This window comes from Paenibacillus sp. J31P190 (assembly GCF_059692075.1).
In genome coordinates, this window is record NZ_JCAUAS010000003.1 from 572745 (window position 1) to 592626 (window position 19882).

General features: G+C 44.2%; 15 protein-coding genes and 2 pseudogenes. 3 read left to right on the forward strand and 14 right to left on the reverse strand.

What is annotated here, in order from left to right; translation table 11 throughout:
• Nucleotides 1–221 precede the first annotated feature (221 nt).
• Nucleotides 222–1559 (forward strand): S-layer homology domain-containing protein, encoded by a 1338-nt coding sequence (locus AC58U0_RS09680; RefSeq protein ID WP_497378792.1) that lies wholly within the window; start codon nucleotides 222–224, stop codon nucleotides 1557–1559.
• A 195-nt stretch (nucleotides 1560–1754) separates the two neighbouring features.
• Here the strand turns inward: AC58U0_RS09680 and AC58U0_RS09685 are convergent.
• The 4 genes and pseudogenes from AC58U0_RS09685 to AC58U0_RS09700 all read right to left on the reverse strand — a co-directional run.
• Nucleotides 1755–1862 (reverse strand): annotated as a pseudogene (locus tag AC58U0_RS09685) (DUF8821 family protein); the annotation flags it as partial.
• Nucleotides 1863–1882: 20 nt separating this feature from the next.
• On the reverse strand, nucleotides 1883–3622 hold the full coding sequence (locus AC58U0_RS09690; protein ID WP_497378793.1) for an ABC-F family ATP-binding cassette domain-containing protein: 1740 nt from the start codon (nucleotides 3620–3622) through the stop codon (nucleotides 1883–1885).
• A 144-nt stretch (nucleotides 3623–3766) separates the two neighbouring features.
• Complete coding sequence (locus AC58U0_RS09695; protein ID WP_497378794.1) at nucleotides 3767–3940, reverse strand: hypothetical protein; 174 nt, start codon at nucleotides 3938–3940, stop codon at nucleotides 3767–3769.
• 44 nt (nucleotides 3941–3984) lie between these two features.
• A pseudogene (locus AC58U0_RS09700) lies at nucleotides 3985–4320 on the reverse strand (23S rRNA (pseudouridine(1915)-N(3))-methyltransferase RlmH).
• Nucleotides 4321–4728: 408 nt separating this feature from the next.
• Between AC58U0_RS09700 and AC58U0_RS09705 the strand changes: the two are divergent.
• Nucleotides 4729–5523: a hypothetical protein gene (locus AC58U0_RS09705; RefSeq protein WP_497378795.1), complete on the forward strand. Its 795-nt coding sequence runs from the start codon at nucleotides 4729–4731 to the stop codon at nucleotides 5521–5523.
• Nucleotides 5524–5596: 73 nt separating this feature from the next.
• Here the strand turns inward: AC58U0_RS09705 and AC58U0_RS09710 are convergent, their stop codons facing one another.
• The 10 genes from AC58U0_RS09710 to AC58U0_RS09755 all read right to left on the reverse strand — a co-directional run bounded on the left by AC58U0_RS09710 (nucleotide 5597) and on the right by AC58U0_RS09755 (nucleotide 15958).
• Complete coding sequence (locus AC58U0_RS09710) at nucleotides 5597–6436, reverse strand: aldo/keto reductase (RefSeq protein WP_497378796.1); 840 nt, start codon at nucleotides 6434–6436, stop codon at nucleotides 5597–5599.
• Between the two features lie 106 nt (nucleotides 6437–6542).
• On the reverse strand, nucleotides 6543–7985 hold the full coding sequence (locus tag AC58U0_RS09715; protein ID WP_497378797.1) for a nicotinate phosphoribosyltransferase: 1443 nt from the start codon (nucleotides 7983–7985) through the stop codon (nucleotides 6543–6545).
• Nucleotides 7986–7990: 5 nt separating this feature from the next.
• A complete protein-coding gene (gene nadE / locus AC58U0_RS09720; protein WP_497378798.1) occupies nucleotides 7991–8866 on the reverse strand; it encodes an NAD(+) synthase in 876 nt (291 codons plus the stop codon).
• 27 nt (nucleotides 8867–8893) lie between these two features.
• A complete protein-coding gene (locus AC58U0_RS09725; protein ID WP_497378799.1) occupies nucleotides 8894–9433 on the reverse strand; it encodes a cysteine hydrolase family protein in 540 nt (179 codons plus the stop codon).
• Nucleotides 9434–9502: 69 nt separating this feature from the next.
• Complete coding sequence (locus tag AC58U0_RS09730) at nucleotides 9503–10276, reverse strand: NUDIX domain-containing protein (protein ID WP_497378800.1); 774 nt, start codon at nucleotides 10274–10276, stop codon at nucleotides 9503–9505.
• A 106-nt stretch (nucleotides 10277–10382) separates the two neighbouring features.
• Complete coding sequence (locus tag AC58U0_RS09735; protein ID WP_497378801.1) at nucleotides 10383–12476, reverse strand: class I SAM-dependent methyltransferase; 2094 nt, start codon at nucleotides 12474–12476, stop codon at nucleotides 10383–10385.
• 90 nt (nucleotides 12477–12566) lie between these two features.
• Entirely contained in the window at nucleotides 12567–12887 is a 321-nt protein-coding gene (locus AC58U0_RS09740; protein ID WP_057307146.1) for an SPW repeat domain-containing protein, read from the reverse strand.
• Between the two features lie 125 nt (nucleotides 12888–13012).
• Nucleotides 13013–14146, reverse strand: a complete 1134-nt coding sequence (locus AC58U0_RS09745; protein ID WP_497378802.1) for a stalk domain-containing protein — start codon at nucleotides 14144–14146, stop codon at nucleotides 13013–13015.
• 106 nt (nucleotides 14147–14252) lie between these two features.
• Nucleotides 14253–14906, reverse strand: coding sequence for a methyl-accepting chemotaxis protein (locus tag AC58U0_RS09750; protein WP_497378803.1), 654 nt, complete (start codon nucleotides 14904–14906; stop codon nucleotides 14253–14255).
• Nucleotides 14873–15958, reverse strand: coding sequence for a methyl-accepting chemotaxis protein (locus tag AC58U0_RS09755; RefSeq protein WP_497378804.1), 1086 nt, complete (start codon nucleotides 15956–15958; stop codon nucleotides 14873–14875). The genes AC58U0_RS09750 and AC58U0_RS09755 overlap by 34 nt, the downstream gene beginning before the upstream one ends.
• Nucleotides 15959–16120: 162 nt before the next feature.
• On the opposite strand from AC58U0_RS09755, the gene AC58U0_RS09760 reads away from it, so the two are divergent.
• Complete coding sequence (locus AC58U0_RS09760; RefSeq protein ID WP_497378805.1) at nucleotides 16121–19876, forward strand: response regulator; 3756 nt, start codon at nucleotides 16121–16123, stop codon at nucleotides 19874–19876.
• The last annotated feature ends 6 nt before the right edge of the window (nucleotides 19877–19882 follow it).

The following is a 19882-nucleotide window of genomic DNA, read 5'->3' on the forward strand; positions in this document are numbered from 1 at the left end:
GTGTGGCTCTCCCCTTTTGATCTGTTTTTATCAAAGATTTTTTTATCCTATTCGACAAAGTGCGACTTTTCAACTAAGACTGATAGTAGTAGATTCCATAGGTCATGTCAAGAATAAAAACGACAACTATTATTTATTGACACCTATAGGCTTAACTGATATATTTCAATAAACCATACTATTCCTATATGAATTAAAAAACTCGGAGGTGTTTTATTCTTATGAAACCATTGAAATCCCGCAAATCTTTGCAAATAGCTGCTTTAACAGCTGTCCTCTTCGCCTCTGTGAGCACATTAAGCGCTGCCGCTGAAGCGAGTGATTCTGCAGCAGCATACAAACAGTTTTTGAAAAACCAGTATACCATCAGCTTGTCAGACTCCATATCAAAGGGCGATTTCGTTATCGCAGTTAACAGCATCTTGAAAGCGGAAGCGAAAGATCAGACCAATGCCTTTACAGACGTTCAAAAGGATAGCCCTTATTACAAAGCAGCGCTTGCTTTGCACGAAAAAGGCATTCTATCCGAAGGCAAGCTGCAAGGTGATCAGCCGCTTACCCAACTGCAGGCAACTTTCATCGCTTTAAAAGCCGCCGGCTTGAAAGAACTCGCATATACATATCCCAAGGATAAAATTAAAGCCGCTCTGGCTAAAGTACATATAGACTACGATCAAAACAATCAACTAACGCTGCAAGCCGCCCAAGAGCTGGCCGCCGCTATTGATACTGGCCTCGTCTCCTCCGATTTCGAAACGGATGCTGCGGCTGGCGAAAGCTTTGCGAACGAACTGCTGGGTAAGATTCTTACTTTCCAAGGACAATATAAGCACTATATTGGAACGACTTCCGATGATGATATTTTCCGCAAAATTAACGATACTTGGCGTACGGAGGATCTTATTTCATCAACGGAATTGCGTGCTGTCTTCGATGAAGCCTTGAAAAAGAATCTAGTTACCGGCTATAACTTGAAAGATTCTCGTTTCGACGCAAACTTTGATCCAAAGCTTTCTCTCACCTATGGACATTCTGACATTACGCATGCGATTCAGTTAATCGGACTGCTGCGCAGCGAGAACATTCAAGCGAAAGTACAGCTGGAGCCCAAAACGTCTGCCTTCATCTATTTGAAAGAATGGGGCGAGCCGACACAATCCGATGATTATCAAGTCGTCCAAATCGAGAACGGCAATTTCATTGCCTACGCCAAGGAATACGACATTGAGTTCGAATTCGATAACGCCGAGCAAAAGAACAAGTTCCAGCAAGTCATTTTCCAATATGCTAAAAAGAACAGTAAAGACGAGACAGGACTTATTTACTCTTCCTGGTGGCAGCCACTCTACTATTCATTAACCGATGTGAAAGACTACAAAGTAATTTCTAATAATAAAGTTAGTAAAGGCCATTATTATGCACAGTCCTTCTCGCTCAGCGATAAATCTAATGATGTTGTTACCGGCCTAAAGAAAATCAATGCCAGCTTGAACGTCGACTCCTACAAGTTCTGGGTGGACGAACCCTTCTACAATTATTTGTTAGGCGATTTTAAATAATTAAAGAAAAACCGTCAGGAGATCATCCTGACGGTCCTTTTTAGGTTTAACGCCTTACTTATGGTAAGGTTCACCGCGCTAGGTGAAACGGCAAGTTTTAAGCCATCCCGTTTAGGATGGCCCTCTCTTTGATCACGCATCTCTTTTGCAAAAAGAAAAAGTGTATGGATTACTCCAATTGCGCTTTCACTTACTTTAATATTCTCCTTTAATCACAAAAAACGAACCCCTAATGGTTCCCGCTAGTTTAGACTTCTGCCGGGCAAACTTAAACTTCTTTTCTAATTCCTGTGGGGTCTTCATTTCGATCAGAGGGTTGTAATTTAAAGCAACTTAATCAGCTCTTCTAGCTCTTCAACCAATACTTTTGCAAGTTCAAAATTAGTATCTTTTAAAGCCAATTCTATTTTCATTTCAACTGATTTTTTATTTTGTTCATTTTCTAGATAGTCTCTATCAAAATGGCTCGCATAAATCATCTGTCTAAATTTTCGCATACTCATTTTTCTAATCGTCTTATCGTCAATGATTAACACATAATCCATACCATTTACTACAGAGTAGAAATCATGAGAAATCATGAGAATCGCACCTTTATAGTCTTCAATGGCTTTCTCCAGTGCTATTTGCGTATAGGTGTCTAAATGGCTTGTCGGTTCATCAAGAAGCAATACGTTTGCTTTGCTGGCAGAAACTTTAGCCAATTGAAGCATATTTTTTTCTCCACCAGATAAAAATGCTATCTTTTGATTAACGATTTCTCCTTCAAAGCCATAGTTTGAAATATACGATCTAACCTCATCATAAGTTTTAAACCCAGCATCGATGAATTCTTCTAGTATTGTATTAGAATCCTTTAGCACTTCGCCTTGATTCTGAGATAAATAAGCAACTTTAACATTAGCATTTATTTCAATTGAAGCATGATTATTTTTAAAGATATCTCGGAGTAAAGTCGTTTTCCCGGTACCGTTTGGACCAATAATGGCTACTTTATCCGTAGATTTTATCTCAAAGTTAACATTGTCTAAAAGCAACTCATCAAACGTAACACTATAATTATTGACATTTACAACAATGGTTTCTTCAATCTCATTTTCAATACCAAAACTAATTTTAGGTTGCTTAATATCAACAAATGGCGCTTTAATTCTACGCGCTTCCAATCTTTCTTGAAACCTAACTCTAGCTTTTAATGCTCTCCCTCTAGATGCTTCTGAATTATAAGTTGCGATAGCTCTAAGATTATCAATAATGTTATCGTATCTCTCAATTTCTTCTTGTTCAGCGACTGCGATTTCTTGCAACTCAATTTTTGTCTGAAGTAATGAGAAATTATACTCAATATACCGCCCATCAAACTCTTGGATCTCCATGTTTTCAAGGTGTAGAATTTTGTTGAAACAATGATTCAATAGATATCGGTTGTGCGTAACAACTAGCAGCATTCCTTTGTGAGAATTAATAAGATTTTTAAGCGCATTTAGGTTTTCAAAGTCTAAAAATACATCGGGTTCGTCCATAATCATTAAGTCTGGACTACTAAGCATTTCCTTCATCACTTGAATAAGTTTGAATTCCCCACCACTCAGGTCGGATACCCTAAGATCTTTTAGCTTCATGAGGTTTGCTAGATTTAGTTTCTTATTAATGTTGCTTTCAAAATCAGCCCCACCGATTGAATCAAATGTGTCTAAAGCTAATTGATACTTTTCTAATAACGCATCCATATCCGATGATGTTTCCATTTCCGTACAAATAGCTGTTATTTCATTTTGTATCTTAATAAATTCTTCCCCTATATATTCAAAAACTGTTGTTTCTTTCGTTTTGTCGAATTGTGGGAATTGACTTACATGTCTAATTTTGCAAGCCGGATCTATTTCTAACCTGCCCTCGAACAAATATCTTTCTGGATCCATCAGTATATCTATCAATGTACTTTTCCCACTGCCACTTGTTCCTATAAAAGCGCAATGTTGTGCCTCTTCAAGCGTAAATGAAATGTTTGTATATAGTTCTTTTTGCGGAAATGAGAAGGATAAGTTATCAACTTTTATCATAGTATTACCTTTCTTTATAACTGAAATGGTGACTATTAGTAGCTGTATTGCAAAACATGGAGTTTGAGTTTACCGTTGTTAGAGTAACACTGTTTACAACCAACTTCAATGGGGTCAAATTTCCATGCTACTTCTCAACTATCCTCATAGAAGCGCCGGAATGAACTCGACTTTGATCTCTGCCGGTTGTAAATGCACCTTATTCATCTTATCTGGCTCGTTGATCAAATAATGATAAGGCGAGAATACCTCCTGACGAATAGTCAACGGAATAGGTCGAGGAGCTCCTAGCTGTTCCATTTCATTCCATTCGCACATGTTTTTTGCATACTTGACTCGAGTTGTACAATAAAAACTTGCCGTTACTTATGGTACGGTTCCCCGCGATTTATCCGCATCACGCGATACACCTGCCCCGCCAGCACCAACCGCATCAGCTGGTGCGGCAGCTCGCTCGATAGCTCCAGCAAGCCGCAGATCACGAAGGCCAGCTGATTGCTCTCCTTCATACGCACCTGCTGCTCCTCAGCAGGGCTCATGCTCTCCGGTGCCTTATCGTCCGGCACCTCTATCATCTGCACCTTGGCTTACGGCCCAATGCGCTTCACATACTCCGCGATCCGGTCTACGAGATAGCGCTCCTTCAATTTCCCTACGGTTAATATCTTATATACACATAACCGACAATCTCCCCTCATTTGCTCCATTGGATAAAATCCAATCAAATCAGGCTCATTCACCTTATTTGCTCGCTTTCATTGGAGTTAATCCAACAGAACGCTCCAAAACCAGCTCTTCTGAGCTATTTCCACATATTCTACTGTATAAATCCAATGAAACTAACCCCAACCGCAGATGTCATGAGACATCATTGGATATAATCCAATCAAATATCCTTCAAGTTCATGTATTTCAACCTTTCTCCCAACTCAAATAAATAAGGGTAAGCTTCGCTTACCCCAAAGCATATAAATTCTGTAAAAATAAACGGTTGCACGGGATCCATATTCTCTCGCTCAACTGTTTTTTTATTTACAAGCATAATTCGAAATTAAATTTCATAGACTCATAGAAAGGATCTGATTTAAGAGAATAGGAGTTGCCCCATGTATAGGTTACGACTTGTAAAAATGAATGCAGCCCACCTACTTATCTATCTCCTTATTATGATTACTAGTTCTATATGGACCATCATCTGGGGAACTCATGCTAGGGTGAAACCACCACCAAACCTCCCTGTTTCCGAATATAGCATCCACCAAGCTAGCAACGGAGTCACGCTCCATAGTATACGGACTCCGCCACAGAACATAGGGCTGAGAGCAATTACAGGCAATGTGACAGAAAGGCAGGAAAATGGGATTAACGGCGGGTTTTTCTGGCAGGGCTATCTCCTTAGCATCGCTGTCATTAATGATCATCCCGTCAAAGGGGAACCTGGCGATTACGGCTCTGGCTGGTTTAATATTGACCGCAAGCGGGGAACACTCGTATGGGATGAGAAGGCTCAAACCTTCACCATTCAAGTCGTTGAACATGCGGACGAGCTGAAGGTGATGGATCGCGCTCATTACTGGGCGCAGGGAGGCGTGAGCATGGGACTTACGAATCCAGACGGATGGGCGGAGCAAGCGATAGCGGAAGAGATGCCCGTCATTAACGAGAAGCGCATGCGATCAGGTATCGTCTACGACAGGAATAACAACGTTTATCTAGTCGTGGCTCCAACGCCATGCACTGGGGAGCAATTCCGTTCAGCCGTCCAAGAGCAGGTTGGCAATGGGCAGCTGGTGGATGGGCTTTTCCTAGACGGCGATGGATCCTCCCAGCTCAAAGTCGCCAATTACTTGCTCCCCGGCGATCATCGTGAGGTGTATCAGATGATCGCGTTGTTGCAATGAAACGAAAGGGAAGGGTACCATTCGAAAAAAAAGAGGAACCCCTGTACCAAACAGGAAATTCCTCAACTTAAAACTAGAAAGTTACATGGTCAGGATCGGGACCAATGCGTTTGTTTTCGTTTAGCGAATCCACGAGGGCAATATCATCTGTGCTTAGTTTGAAATCAAAAATATTCGCATTCTCCCGAATTCGGTGCTCTGTAACTGACTTCGGAATGGTCACAACGCCATTCTGAATATCCCAGCGCAGCACAATTTGTGCCGGAGATTTTCCGTATTTGGCAGCAAGCTGCGTCAGTACGGGATGATCGAGTCTCCCCTGCATGAGGGGACTCCATGCTTCTAGCTGAATGTTATTCTCACGAGTGAATGCGAGAAGCTCTTTTTGCGCAAGCTCCGGATGGAACTCGACTTGATTCACGGCTGGAACAACACCTGTATCTTCAATAACTTGTTTCAAATGATGAATCTGAAAATTACTTACACCAATAGCTCGGACGAATCCCTCTTTGTACAAATGAACGAGCGCCTTCCAAGTCTCTCTGTACGTGGCAGGTACGGCCCAGTGAACTAGATAAAGATCGATCATTTCGAGACCAAGCCGCTTACGACTAGCATCGAACGCTTGCAGGGTAGATTCATAGCCCTGGTCGGCATTCCAAACCTTGGTCGTCACGAAAATCTCTTCACGCGGCACACCACTTTCACGAAGACCTTGTCCAACGCCATCTTCATTCTTATAAATGGCCGCTGTATCTATACTACGATAGCCCAATTGAAGAGCAGTTTTCACTGCGCCAATCACTTCTTGGCCTTCTTTGGTCTTATAAACGCCTAGTCCCAGCCATGGCATGTGTATGCCATTATTTAGTGTGACTCCGTCTGTAAATGCTTGATTAGATTGCGTTGACATTAGGATAATACCTCCATCATGAATATAATTTTATGACGGCTCTTTGGTAGAGTACGCACATAACAATCATAACATCTGGAAATAAGATCATATAATTGTGCGATAGCTACCCTTGATGCTCATGAATCAAATCCATCTTCAGCTTCCATAATGCCGCGCTTAAATTCACACGATAAACTTCCGGATTAAGCTTACGCAAATACTGCGGCCATACGGACTGCATCTGCTGCGCATGATAATCTCGAATTTCATCCAATGCGGGCTCTTCATAGACAAGCTTCCCTTGGAGAAAGATGGGGTGGAGCAGTGGAATTGCTTCATAGTCATCAATATATTTGTAGATATAAGGGTGGATGGGGTCGAACAGCTTGATTCGTTCACCCTTCTTGATATCGACTTCATGCTGAAGAGCCAAATAGTCGGCTTCCGCTTTGCCTGTCTTCTTGTTGATGATCCGGTAGGCTTCCTTGAAGCCCGGATTGGTAACTTTCTCGGGATTGCCCGAGATCTTAATGACCGGCACGAATTCGCCGTTCTTCTCACGGGCCACCAGCTTGTAAACCCCGCCCAGCGCGGGTTGATCCGCAGCAGTAATGAGCTGGGTGCCGACGCCCCAGACGTCGATCTTCGCATCTTGGGCTTTCAGCCCCTCGATGATGTTCTCATCCAGATCATTCGATGCGACGATCTTCACCTCGGGAAAGCCCGCTTCATCCAGCATGCGCCTTGCCTGCTGGGATAAATACGCCAAATCGCCGCTATCCAGGCGAATGGCGTTCATGCGCTTACCCTGGCTCTGCAGCAGGCGCGCTGTCTTGATCGCGTTCGGTACGCCGCTGCGCAGCGTATCGTACGTATCAACGAGCAGCGTCACTTGCTCCGGCAGCGCCTCAGCATAGGCACGGAAAGCTTCTTCTTCCGTGTCGTGGGCCTGCACCCATGCGTGAGCGTGCGTGCCTTTGGTCGGGATGCCGAACAGCATCCCGGCTCTGAGGTTGGATGTCGCATGAAACCCTGCGACATAGGCCGCTCTTGCGCCCCAGATAGCGGCGTCAGCCTCTTGGGCGCGTCTTGTGCCGAACTCCAGCAGCACATCGCGCGGCGCAACTTGTTTGATCCGCGAAGCTTTCGTCGCGATAAGCGTCTGGTAGTTCACGAAGTTGAGAATCGCCGTCTCAACCAGCTGCGCCTCGAATATGCTCGCCACTACGCGTACGAGCGGCTCATTCGGGAAGACAAGTGTACCTTCCGGTACAGCTTGCAAGTCTCCTCCGAATTTAAACGCGCGCAGCGCCTCCAGAAAATCTTCCCGATAATTCTCTTCCTGTGTCCGCAAGTAGGCGATCTCTTCATCGCCAAAATGCAGGTTTTGAATGTACTGAATCACCCGCTCCAAACCAGCGAAGACCGCATATCCGCTCCCGAAAGGCAGCTTACGGAAGTATACTTCGAAAACAGCCTTCTGCTGATAAGTGCCCTGCAGCCAATGCGCGTACATCATATTAATTTGATATTTATCTGTGTGCAGCGTCAAGTTGTCGTATTTCATAGGATTCATCCTTTCCACCAATTGTCATAGCATGTTACTGGACCCTTGCGTTTATGTTCGGTAACAGCGTAGCGCTCCTCAATCTTCTGTACGGCAGGAGCGAGCAGGGGGCTTCCTTCTAAGTAGTCATCCAACTGATCGTAAGTGAGTCCCAGTGCTTCTTCATCCGGAAGACCTGGTTTTAAATCTTCCAAGTCTGCCGTAGGCTTTTTCAAATACAAATGTTCCGGGCACCCCAACTGCTTCAGCAGCAGCTTGCCTTGCCGCTTATTAAGGCCATAGATCGGAGCCACATCGCATGCACCATCTCCATGTTTCGTGAAAAATCCGGTAATCGCCTCAGCCGCATGATCCGTCCCCAAAACAAGCAATTGATAGTGCGCGGCCAAATCATACTGCACCTTCATACGCTCGCGAGCCTTCACATTCCCTTTGTGAAAATCACTTAAAACCTCACCTGTAGCTTCGGCAAACTGCCGTACGGACGCGTCTACAGCCGGTTGTATGTTGACCGTAACAACACGGCTAGGCTGAATAAACTGAATTGCTTCCTGTGCATCATCTTCATCTTTCTGGATACCGTATGGCAGCCTTACAGCCATGAATTGAAAGCTTTCAGTGCCGCCTTCTGCATTTAGCTCATCGATCGCTATTTGAGCCAGCTTGCCTGTTAATGTGGAGTCTTGACCTCCAGACAGCCCAAGCACATAGCCTTTGGCTCCTGTATGAACCAGATACGCCTTGAGGAATTTTACTCGACGATCGATTTCGTAAGTCACGTCGATGTTCCCCTGCACAAATAATGAAGCTTGAATCGCTTCTTGCTTAAGATTCCGCATATTCACCATCTCCTCATTCTCCGTGATTTCTGTCCGATTCATACCTTTGCACCCAACTCAGCTGCCACTTTAACCTCGAACGACTTTCGCCCCAAGTGTACCTTGAAAATGCTGTAAGGCCCATTCATGGCCCGTTTGATTAAAACTAGCGACTGCATCCTCATGAACAACAATTTCAAAGCCTTTGTTGTAAGCATCCACCGCTGTATGCAGGACACAAATATCCGTGCAAACGCCAACCAAATGCAGCTCACGAATTCCTCTTGCCCTTAAATTAAGCTCCAACTCGGTGCCGCAGAAGGCGCTGTATCTTGTTTTGTCCATCCAATAAATCGCGCTGTTATTATGCTCATGTACAGTTTTCAACCTGCCATATAAATCGCGCCCCGCCGTGCCGCGAATATTATGTGGAGGAAACAACTTCGTCTCTGGATGGAAAGGATCTTGTTCGTCGTGGAGATCAACAGCCATAACCACAAAGTCCTGATGGGCCAAAAATTGCTCAGTAATTTCACAGATTCTCGCTTCAATCGCAACGCCTGGTTCCCCGCAAGGAAGCTTCCCAACAACAAAATCCACTGTATAATCAATGATAATAAGAGCTCTCATCCTAAACACTCCTTTATATTGTATATTTGATATTATTATTAAGACAATATCAAAATAGAAAAGAGAGGCCTAGCTGTAAATAGACAGCTGAGGCACATAATCGGTAAATCGGTACAACTGAGCAGAACGCTGGGAGTAACGGTTAGACATTTTGCCCTGTCCGTTACGATCCAGAACCTCCTCGATAATCCCTTTGCGACTTTGGGTCGAAGTAATTTTACGAATGAAATTCCGTTCCTTAAACGTCGGAACGACCGTTTGAATGACTTGATACAGCTCACTCATCGTGAATTCTTCGGACAGGAACTCTCTGGCAATCGTCGTCGTCAGCATCTTCTGCTGAATTTGAGTAAGAGCATCTTTCATTATGATTTCATGGTCAAAAGCGAGATCCATCGCCAGCGCCTCATCGATAGGGAAAAGGCGAACATCAGCTGCATCATCCGCGGCTTGACGTTTCTCAAGATGGCGTTCGTGCACGAGTGCGAAGAACGCATGCGAGATCATCCACCCCCGAGGATCGCGCTGCGGCGTACTATACACATTGAAATATTCAATGTGTACGTCCGAAACACCCGTCTCCTCCATTAGCTCACGCCGTGCGCACTCTTGGATCGTTTCAGTTTCCATCGAGAAGCCCCCAGGAAGTGCCCACTGACCCTCGAACGGCCATTGCTTTCTTTGAATCAATAATACTTGCAGCTCCCGAGTAGGAAGTGACTTCTTCACGGATCCTTTTCCTTCTGAGGTAATCGTAAAGATGACGATATCCGTAGGCGCGCCGTCAGGTGTGCGGTATTTACTCGCTTGGTAATTGCTTTCATTCTCTATTGGGATGTTCATTAGATCACCTGCTTAATCACATTTCGCTTCATATTGTCAATTTGATAATTTCATTATGACATAATTAAAATTCTTTTGCAATAGGCATTCACAGGCCGGTCTGTTGCTACTTCTCTATCACAATCAAACACGTGCTATCCGGCAGCGGAACCACGTTTCCATCTTGATCCATGATCCTTACTTTATCCGCCAGCGCCTCCGTATACCCTTCCTGTAGGAAGTGTTTGCTCTCCACGATTTTGGCCTCATTACCTAATGTATCCAGGATGAACGCAATAAACTCGCTCGGGGTAAAGTAACCGAATTGCTCCTGAACTTCATGCACATAAGCTTCTTCTCCCCACGTATATGTATAAAGGAATTCCATCGCATCATTCACGGGCATGATGACCTCATCCTTAGCTACGACTTCATACTGAATCGTTCGCCCTGCGAAATCCTTCGCATACCGCTGCAGCCAAGCCATCGCCCCATCTTGCAGAAATTGAACGGTCCGTTTCTGCTCAGCAGGCTCCGTCATAATACCATCGCGGATAACGATTCGTCCTCCCGGTGCGAGGACATCAAAAGCGCTTCGCAGCGCTGCAGCAACCGTAGCATGGTTGAATTTCTTTCCGTCAAAGGGTATGTAAGAATATAATTCGTGCAGGATCGAAGAGAAAATAACCGTATCGATTGAGCCCGGCTCTACATACTGTTTGAGATCAAGTGCATCCCCCTTCATAACGTCCCACCGATGTCCCTCCAGCTGCTTTTTGCGTTCCAGCGCTTCAATTACATTCGACGAAATGTCGATCCCAATCGGATGCTTGTCCGGCAAATACTGCTCAATGAGATCCAGCATAACCCCGCCGCCAGGTCCGATATCGACAACCCGCTTCCCAACAACGTAATCCAGCATCATCTTCTTATAGTCAGCCGTTTGGTTCATCGTAGCTAAGTATTCTTCCTCGTTATGAAACCGATCATAGGCATCTCTGCGTAATTCGAACAGATCGAACAGTAGCAGAACCGCCTTTTCATAGAGAGGAGATTTCTCTGCCTCTACACAAAATTCAATCAGTTTCTCAGCAGCAGGAGAAAATTGGAAGGTAAAGAATATCGTGTCCGGGAGCTGCGGCTTTCGATCAATAAGGTGCTTCAGATGGGCATTGCCCCACTTACCATCGGGTTTGAACTTTTGAGATAATTCCAACGGATCCCTCATCAAATCATTCCAAGAAAGCTCACCCAAATATTTCTCAATCATCCTCTTCTTATACACGTTTACCTTTTTGCTGCCCTTGTAATCGTAATACATCGTATTCATCAAAGGTTCGAAGCTAATATGTTGAATGGAATCAGTCTGACTTGAAACCTGAATAATCAGGAAAACTTTCACCAACTGCTCCAAAGAGAATTCTTGCAGCGCCGCTTCTACGAACCACAGCGTTCTACCATCTAAAAAGGCCGTTAATGCATCTAATGGAGCTTCGTCCAGCAGCTTCCCATACTCGGCATCGAAATTTTCTCCTTTTTGAATCGTGTTTCCCCGCAGTCTGGCAAGGCGATCCTTTATGGCAGGCTCTTTTTCCAAAGAATCCGATACGATCTGCTCAATCATTGTCTCAACTTCATTACGAACGGATTGCCAGAGTTCTTCTGAAACACCTGCAATAATGCATTGATTCAGCGGCAAGAGCAAGCCTCTTAATTCATCAGCTGAAAGCAAGTTATTCATCATCAAACGAATTAACGGTGTATGTTCTTTAAGCGGAACTTCGCCACGGATGGTTTGACCAATTAGCCCATGAGTGTAGATTAACGTATGTATGACTGTTGACTTATCGCTTGGATTTCCTTTATCGAGCTTATACAGCTGGGCCGAACCAAGGTTATGGACGTAAAGATGAATACCTGCTTCTTGCCACATGAAACGGTCTCTTGAAGTCCCGCCCTTCGCGACTTCAGACCAGATCAACACCTCTTCTAGTAAATCTTTCTTCCAAAAGGACAACTCAAGCCCGTCCAAAATATGTAATGTCCGCTCAACATAATCAAGCACAGGGTTCGCCTGTGCCAGCTCCTGGATCGACTGAATCCGCTCGAAGTTAACGATGCGCTCCTCCGCCGAAACGATATAGGTTAACCATTTAGGTTGGTCTGCGGCATTTGTTTCCCCTGCCCGATACCTTTTTATTAATTCTAATGAACTTAACATGCCGGTATATGATCCTCCCATCCTACCTATCACTATATGACTAGTATAAACTAACCTCATGGCAATCTCACGTTTTCGCATGCGACTACTTCATTGATGATCGGCATATAGATTGGCGTAATTGACCAGTATGGTCATAAAGCCCAACACGACAAATGAAAAAAAGGCCATTAAATCCAAATGATATACGTTGGGAACGACAATAAAAACAGCACCAATAATAAAACAAAGCCAATTTTGCCAAACTTTTTTCCCGGTTTTCCCTAGGGCCATCAGAGATGCCACGAATTGTAAGCTGCCTAGCAGAGCGCAGGTGTAAAGCGCATTCGTATGAGCTTCAAAGCCGAACACCCAGGGACTCACCAGAAACCAAAGACCCATACAAGCGGACAATAAGTTTTTCAAATACATCGTCTACTGCCACCTCCTACTTTACGAGATGCAATAGTATACGCAAACGCTTTCAGTATGGTGAAATGGAAAAGCCTCCAGCTCACCCAAATAAATAGGCAGCTAGAGGCTAATGTTTTAATTTCTTATTGTTCAAAATGAATGGCGCCTGCATTTCCCGTTTTCGCATCTGCACGCAGGATGTCCGTTACGAATTTCAAAGGTACATACAGCATGTCGTTCAAAATAACTGGAGCTGTCCCTAGCGTAACCGGAGCCATTTTCGCATAGAAATAGCTGTCTTGACCCACAGAAACACTCGTCCACCCAGCACCCTTTTTCAATTCGGCAGCGTATGTCTCTTGATTCCACTTCACTTCGTAGCCAAGTCCTTCTGCTACTTTGCGTAATGGCACCAGACTCACGCCTTCGGCATTGGTTAGGCTGTCGCTTGCCGCTAAATCTAGCTTCATTTTCTCTACTGGGATAGGGGCAACGGGTTTAGGTGTCATATGCCATTTCTCTGGCAAATTAAAACGGAATTCCGGAGTACCTGTGGAGCCTGGCGCGATCGAATATTTCGGGAACACAATGACCGCTTCGCCTTTTTCCACATAAAAGGTTTGCTCTTCACTGATGCCTTTAAATGCATCTTTGAAATAATTCTCAGGTTTTTCATTGATTTTGGCCTGAATTCCGGCATTTACATTCTCCTTGAAGTTATCTCCAAGCAGATCCTGCAAAGTAACACGCTGCCCTTGTTCGCGATTTAGCACATTATACGTATCAACTCGCGGCATACCTGTGCCACCTGTAGCTGCATACGTTATAACTTCAAGTGAGACAACACCCGCCGGATTGCTCGAACCATCCGATTTCAACACATATTGAATCGTCAGCTCGTAGGGGCGATATGTGAATCCATTCGTTTTTGCATCAGCAGCGGCTTCCGCAGCCTCTTTCTCCCAATTCGCCAAATCTTTGTTCGCTTGGGATAAAATGATATCATTCGTTTGCTCTTGATACTTCGTATCCAACATGCCTGAAAGCTGCGGCACTTTAATATTAGTTTTTAGATCCTGTGTTTTAGATGTGAGATCTACTTCTTTCATTTGAACTGGTGAAGTTGACTCAGATGCAACTGGTGAAAGTATTGGAACTACGGTAACTGCTTCCGCTGATGCCATACCTGTTAATGGGAATACGGCACCACTAACTCCTAACAGCAATGCACATCCGACTACACCAAGTTTCAACATGTTAAAAGGATTTTTTTTCATTTCATGTTCACTCCTCATTCATTATCGTGAGTATCTTTCGGTTGAATTAACCTTCACGATAACTAGACGCGCCAACGTTAAAGAAAGTCTGAACGTCAACATTCTTTTATGAAATTCGGAATGAACTTACAACTTGATGCAAATCTTGAGCAATACCAGCAAGGCTTTCAGCAGAAGCTGTGATCTCTTCTGTGGACGCGAGCTGCTCTTCCGTTGCAGCCGCAACCGACTGAGCTGTCCCCGAAGTTTGCTGCGCAACAGAACCTACACTAGCTACAGTTGCCGAAACTTCTTCCGAGCTTGCAGCCATTTGCTGAGCCGCCGCAGCCGTTTCCTGAATCTTGCTGGCAACTTCTTGCGATGCATTGACGATCTGACCGAATGCTAGCTCTGCGATCCCTACCTCTTTAAGACCTTCCTGTACGTCTGACAACCCCGTATTCATAACTAGAGCGGCACGAGCAGAATCTCTTTGAATGTTCGATATGAGTTCGGATATACCACGTATAGAATCATCCGTCTGAGACGCTAACTTTCGAACTTCACCGGCTACAACCGCAAAACCTTTGCCGCTCTCTCCTGCACGAGCAGCCTCAATCGCTGCATTCAAAGCAAGAAGATTGGTTTGCGAGGCAATATTTCCAATCAACGTCGAGATTTGACCGATGCTCTGAGTATGTTTTTCCAGCTCATTGATGACTTTGTTCGCAGCATCCACAGAATGACTCACTGCCTGCATCTTGTTAACCACACGCTCCATCGAATGGGTCCCTTGCTCAGCAATCTGCGTTGCAGAATTCGATAATCAGATACTTCCGATGTTGTTTCTGCAATCCGTTGAATACCTACAGCCATTTCTTCCATCGCTCTGCTGCATTCTATCGAACTTTGGGCTTGTTTATCAGCTCCAGTTGCGAAATCCTGAACGGCTTCTGCAACATGCTGCGAGGCAGATGTATTCTGCTCGGAGCTGGCAAACAACTGCTGAGACGATGCTGCTACGCTATTCGAGGCTTGCATCATTTGCTCTACAGACTTACGCAAATGGTTAACCATTTGATTAACAGAACCGACTAAATCGCCAATCTCGTCCTTATTTTTTACTAGAATAGGTTCAACGGTAAGATCTCCATTCGCTATCCGATTTAAGGATTGTGATGCTTTACGAACGGGTGAGGAAATGTTTCTAACAAGTATGTAGCAAGTAACTAGCATGAATGCAATGATGACACTAAGAACGATTAGGGATGTGTTCACACTTGTTTTGTATACATTTAAGCTTTCCAGCTCCGCTTTTCTTCCTCCCTCTTGATTAAACACGACCATATCCGCCATCGTTTTTTGCGCTTTTCCAAAAGCGGTTGCCATCACCTGAAGGCTTTCTACAGCTTCCTTTCCTTTACTAGGATCAGCGGCATTCTGTTTATTTTTCATAAAAGAAGCTTTGAAATCTTCCCAATTCTTATTAAGCTCGTTAAAGTAATTGGCATCTTCTTCCCCAGCAAGGGATTCCTTATAATCTGCTAACAATTTATCAATACTCGCGATTGATGCTGCCATGCCAGCATCAAGTGGCTCATGCTTTTTAACATCTGGCTCTAGCTTCTTCTGATAGTAGATTGCTAATAAATGCTCCGAGTTATAGTGGATCTCTTCAATAATTTGAATGCCCATCATCCAATTTTCAGCAAGCTTTTTCGTATTGTCCTTCAACGCGCCCATTCGACTCATATCTGTCCAGCTTAAACCTCCAATCATCAGAAAGATGATTGTGAATACCGTAACCATTTTTGTTCGCACTGTAAGCCGCATGTTGCCAAATCCCCCCAAATAATGAATGAATGATCCAACTATGATGTATACTCAATTCATCTACTGCAATCATCATAATCTTTATTCATTAATTTTCTTACCTTACACTCATTGTGAAACTGTTAGATTTGCTAATAGTTTTAAACTTCACGGAGGTTACTCATGTTATCATCTTTACGTTTCAAACTTGTCTCATTGCTAGTTCTTATCACTTGTATTTCCCTAACTGTCGTCGGGATTACAAATTATCGGCTCTCGAGAGATAAATTGATTCACCAAATGAAAGAGCAATCGATAACTTCCGTTTCCAATTCCGCACAAAATTTATACGATTTCTTATCCATTCGTTTGGCAGAAGTGGAGCTAATTAGTCGTGTAGATGTTATGAAGCATGGGACACTTGAGGAACGGCTCCAATTTTTGACCCAAGAATTAAAAACAGGCGCTAATCGCTATTATTCCATGGGAATTATAGATCTCAACGGCTATATGACTCTCACTTCCGGACAAACGCTTTATGTAACAGGGGAACGAAGATTCCAAGAGGCACTAAATGGGAAAACATTTATCTCTGATCCAGAAATCGGTAAACTAACAGACAAATATATTTTTTCCATTACCGCACCAGTCTTCAATGAGAAAAACGAAGTGACGAGTATCATAAATATCTCTCTTGATGCGGAACAAACCTTTTTCGAGCATCTTCATACCCCTTTGGAAAAGGGCGAAATACTTATCGTGAACCAAGAGGGACTCATCCTGTATCATACCGATGCATCTCAAATTTTGAACCTTAATATTTTCACCGAATACCCTTCACTTGTGCCAGCCTTTCAAAAAGCGCTGCAGACAAACGAAGGATTTCTGGATGAATCGTATAACGGCGGCCAAAAAGCTCGGTGGTTCTATGCGCGTGTACCTAAATTAGACTGGTATCTCGCTTATTCCGTGCCCCTATCAGCTTTCGAGGCTCCCACGAGCCCCTTACTTTGGTCGACTATCGGATTAATTGTGATGACGGCCGTGGTCATTTTTATCCTCATATACTTGACTGCTAATACTCTGATTATTAAACGCATCAAGCAAATTCTCCATGTCACAGAATCCGTCGCTGCGGGTAATTTCTACATAAAACCGCTTATTTTCAAAAGCAAGGATGAGCTTGGTGCTCTTGCCCATTCTGTGAATGGCATGATAGAAAACTTACGTGAACTATTCGAGCCGTTCGAAGCTTTTATTCATCACAATCAATATGCCATGATCGTGACAGATCCTTCCTTTACCGTTAATCATCTCAATAGCAGAGCTGTACAGCTTCTTGGCTATTCTTTAGCAGAAGTTCATAAGAAAGCAACGCCCCTTCTGTGGTTGGATGAAGAACAACTGATAGAAAGAGCCGCGCAATACTCATCAGAGCTTGGGGAATATGTGCCAGCTGATTGTACAGCTCTCGTGATTCGTTCATTACGTCACCTAAAAGAGGATTCTGAATGGACTTGGCATCACAAAGATGGCACTCGTTTCTTCGTTCAGGTTAGTGTCAGCAGCATTACAAATCCGAATGGCGAGCTGAAAGGGTTCGTATTCATCGCTCGAGACATTAGTGATATTAAAGAGAGCAATGAGTTTAGGGAGAGGCTGTTAACGATTGTAGAAAGCGCACGTGATTCCATTCTCTCATTTGATGAGAAAGGCTTTATTTTTTATATGAATCAAGCATGCAAGAGCACCGTTGGATTAGATAAACAGCAAACCGTTGGCAAACATTTCAGTGAGTACGTAGATATCCAGAATGACATCAATTTTGAAGAGGGTCTGAACACAGCTATTCGGGAAGGATTCTGGGAATTTGAAGCAGAGGTCCTAACGAAGGAACAACGGCAAATATTCATTTCCGTTATCATCGTACCCCATTGCCCCGCAGACAAAGGAGAGCGATATTTCTCAGCCATTACGCGAGATATTACGGACCAAGTACATTCCAAAGAGGAGCTCATTCGAGCGAAACAAGAAGCGGATGAAGCCAATTTGGCTAAAGGAATTTTCCTGGCTCGTATGAGTCATGAAATTCGGACACCTCTCAATGGCATCGTCGGACTCTCCTACTTGATGGAGCGAACGCTCATGTCACCGCTTCAGAGGGATTATATAAGCAAAATAGTGAGATCCTCGGTGTCCCTATCCAATATTATTAATGACATTCTGGACTTCTCGAAGCTTGAGGTGGACAAGCTAGCCATTGAACATCATGCGTTCCAGTTGGATGAGACCATTGACCGTGTTTGTGAAACCCTTAGCGTACTGCTCGGCCACAAGCCGGTTGATTTTATTTGTGATATCCATGACAATGTGCCGCTTGGACTCATTGGGGATTCACTACGCATGTATCAAGTCTTGCTGAATCTAACTAGCAATGCGATAAAATTTACTGAGCAAGGAACAGTCACGCTGCGTGTTAACGTTGAACAGCTCCGTGAGGAAGAAGTCAGAATTGGCTTTACCGTCAGCGATACAGGCATCGGGATGGATGAAGAGCACCTATCCAAACTTTTCCAGCCGTTTGTTCAGGTAGATGAAGTAACGAGTCGGAAATTCGGGGGAACGGGACTCGGTCTTGTTATCTCCAAGAACATCATTGAGAATATGGGCGGCACCATCGAGGTGTCAAGCCAACCAGAGCTCGGCAGTGAATTCCGGATTAGCTTGCCTTTCTCGTTGTCCTTGCAACCTATGAAGTCTCAGGCAGTCCTCCCGCTGCGCGCATTAATTGTGGAAGATCACCCTGGTCTGAACCAAGTGCTTGCTCATACCCTTCAATCCATGTGTACAGAAGCGAATGGCGTTTATTCTTGGAAAGAAGCAAGGAATGCCATTGATGTTATTCCCGTAGATGTGATCCTGCTTGATATGGAAGCTGTTGATATGTATGGAGAGGAAGTATGGCTGGGCATGCTTGAAGCCTGCAATCGAATGAACATTTTAACGATTATTTACACAACCTTATCGGGCAGAGATGCCCTGGAGCAGCTGCCTGCACCATCGGCTCCGCATGCCATTCTGGTCAAACCGATCTCACGGATCGTACTGTACCAAACGTTACAAACACTAACAGGCACCCATGCCGAGAAGGAGCTCATATCTACGACAGACTTCATACAAACAGCGGAAACAATGACAAAATTTCAACGCATTCTGCTAGTCGAAGACAACGAAATTAATCAGACTGTCGCTCGTTCGCTGCTGGAAAGCAGGTTGAATTGTGACGTTCAATTGGCTTCCAACGGTTTCGAAGCATTAAATGACTTAGAGAATAATGATTATGACTTGATTCTAATGGATATCCATATGCCCGTTCTGGATGGCATTGAGACAACCAAACGAATTCGTCTTGAGCCTAAATGGATGCATATTCCTATTATTGCTTTAACCGCGGACTCTACTTTGGAAAAGCGATTAGATTGTATTCGCGCTGGTATGAACGAAGTGATCTCCAAGCCTATCATTCCTAGCCGATTGTTCGCAGCTGTCGATGCTGTTCTTAGCGAGAAGAATAGGATGGCTGTCCCAGGACTTGATATGGAAGAAGCACTCGGACGGCTTAGCGGAAAAACCGAGATCTATCACGAAATGCTGCGAAAATTTCATAGTCAATCCGCTCCTATTGTTGCGCAATTAACCCTTGCGATTCAGAAAGGGGACTATGCCGAAGCCATAAATCAGCTGCATGCACTCCGAGGCTCTTCTAGCAACCTGTCAGCGAATCGGGTATTCGCCGCGGCAACTGCCCTAGAAGAAATGTTAGAGCATCATGCTGGGCCCGACGAATCAAATGCCAGCATGATCCAGAACCAACTTCAATCGGTTGCTATTGCTCTGGAGGAAGTTTTTCATACCATCCAAAAATTGCTGTTAGATTGAAAAATG

Excerpts from the sequence above, each read along its gene's own strand:
- AC58U0_RS09715 (WP_497378797.1), bottom strand. The coding sequence starts at position 7,985 with ATGAAATACGACAACTTGACGCTGCACACAGATAAATATCAAATTAAT.
- AC58U0_RS09690 (WP_497378793.1), bottom strand. The coding sequence starts at position 3,622 with ATGATAAAAGTTGATAACTTATCCTTCTCATTTCCGCAAAAAGAACTA.
- AC58U0_RS09760 (WP_497378805.1), top strand. The coding sequence starts at position 16,121 with ATGTTATCATCTTTACGTTTCAAACTTGTCTCATTGCTAGTTCTTATC.
- AC58U0_RS09695 (WP_497378794.1), bottom strand. The coding sequence starts at position 3,940 with ATGTGCGAATGGAATGAAATGGAACAGCTAGGAGCTCCTCGACCTATT.
- AC58U0_RS09750 (WP_497378803.1), bottom strand. The coding sequence starts at position 14,906 with ATGGAGCGTGTGGTTAACAAGATGCAGGCAGTGAGTCATTCTGTGGAT.
- AC58U0_RS09730 (WP_497378800.1), bottom strand. The coding sequence starts at position 10,276 with ATGAACATCCCAATAGAGAATGAAAGCAATTACCAAGCGAGTAAATAC.
- AC58U0_RS09725 (WP_497378799.1), bottom strand. The coding sequence starts at position 9,433 with ATGAGAGCTCTTATTATCATTGATTATACAGTGGATTTTGTTGTTGGG.
- AC58U0_RS09710 (WP_497378796.1), bottom strand. The coding sequence starts at position 6,436 with ATGTCAACGCAATCTAATCAAGCATTTACAGACGGAGTCACACTAAAT.
- AC58U0_RS09745 (WP_497378802.1), bottom strand. The coding sequence starts at position 14,146 with ATGAAAAAAAATCCTTTTAACATGTTGAAACTTGGTGTAGTCGGATGT.
- AC58U0_RS09735 (WP_497378801.1), bottom strand. The coding sequence starts at position 12,476 with ATGTTAAGTTCATTAGAATTAATAAAAAGGTATCGGGCAGGGGAAACA.
- AC58U0_RS09755 (WP_497378804.1), bottom strand. The coding sequence starts at position 15,958 with ATGCGGCTTACAGTGCGAACAAAAATGGTTACGGTATTCACAATCATC.
- AC58U0_RS09680 (WP_497378792.1), top strand. The coding sequence starts at position 222 with ATGAAACCATTGAAATCCCGCAAATCTTTGCAAATAGCTGCTTTAACA.
- nadE (WP_497378798.1), bottom strand. The coding sequence starts at position 8,866 with ATGAATCGGACAGAAATCACGGAGAATGAGGAGATGGTGAATATGCGG.
- AC58U0_RS09740 (WP_057307146.1), bottom strand. The coding sequence starts at position 12,887 with ATGTATTTGAAAAACTTATTGTCCGCTTGTATGGGTCTTTGGTTTCTG.
- AC58U0_RS09705 (WP_497378795.1), top strand. The coding sequence starts at position 4,729 with ATGTATAGGTTACGACTTGTAAAAATGAATGCAGCCCACCTACTTATC.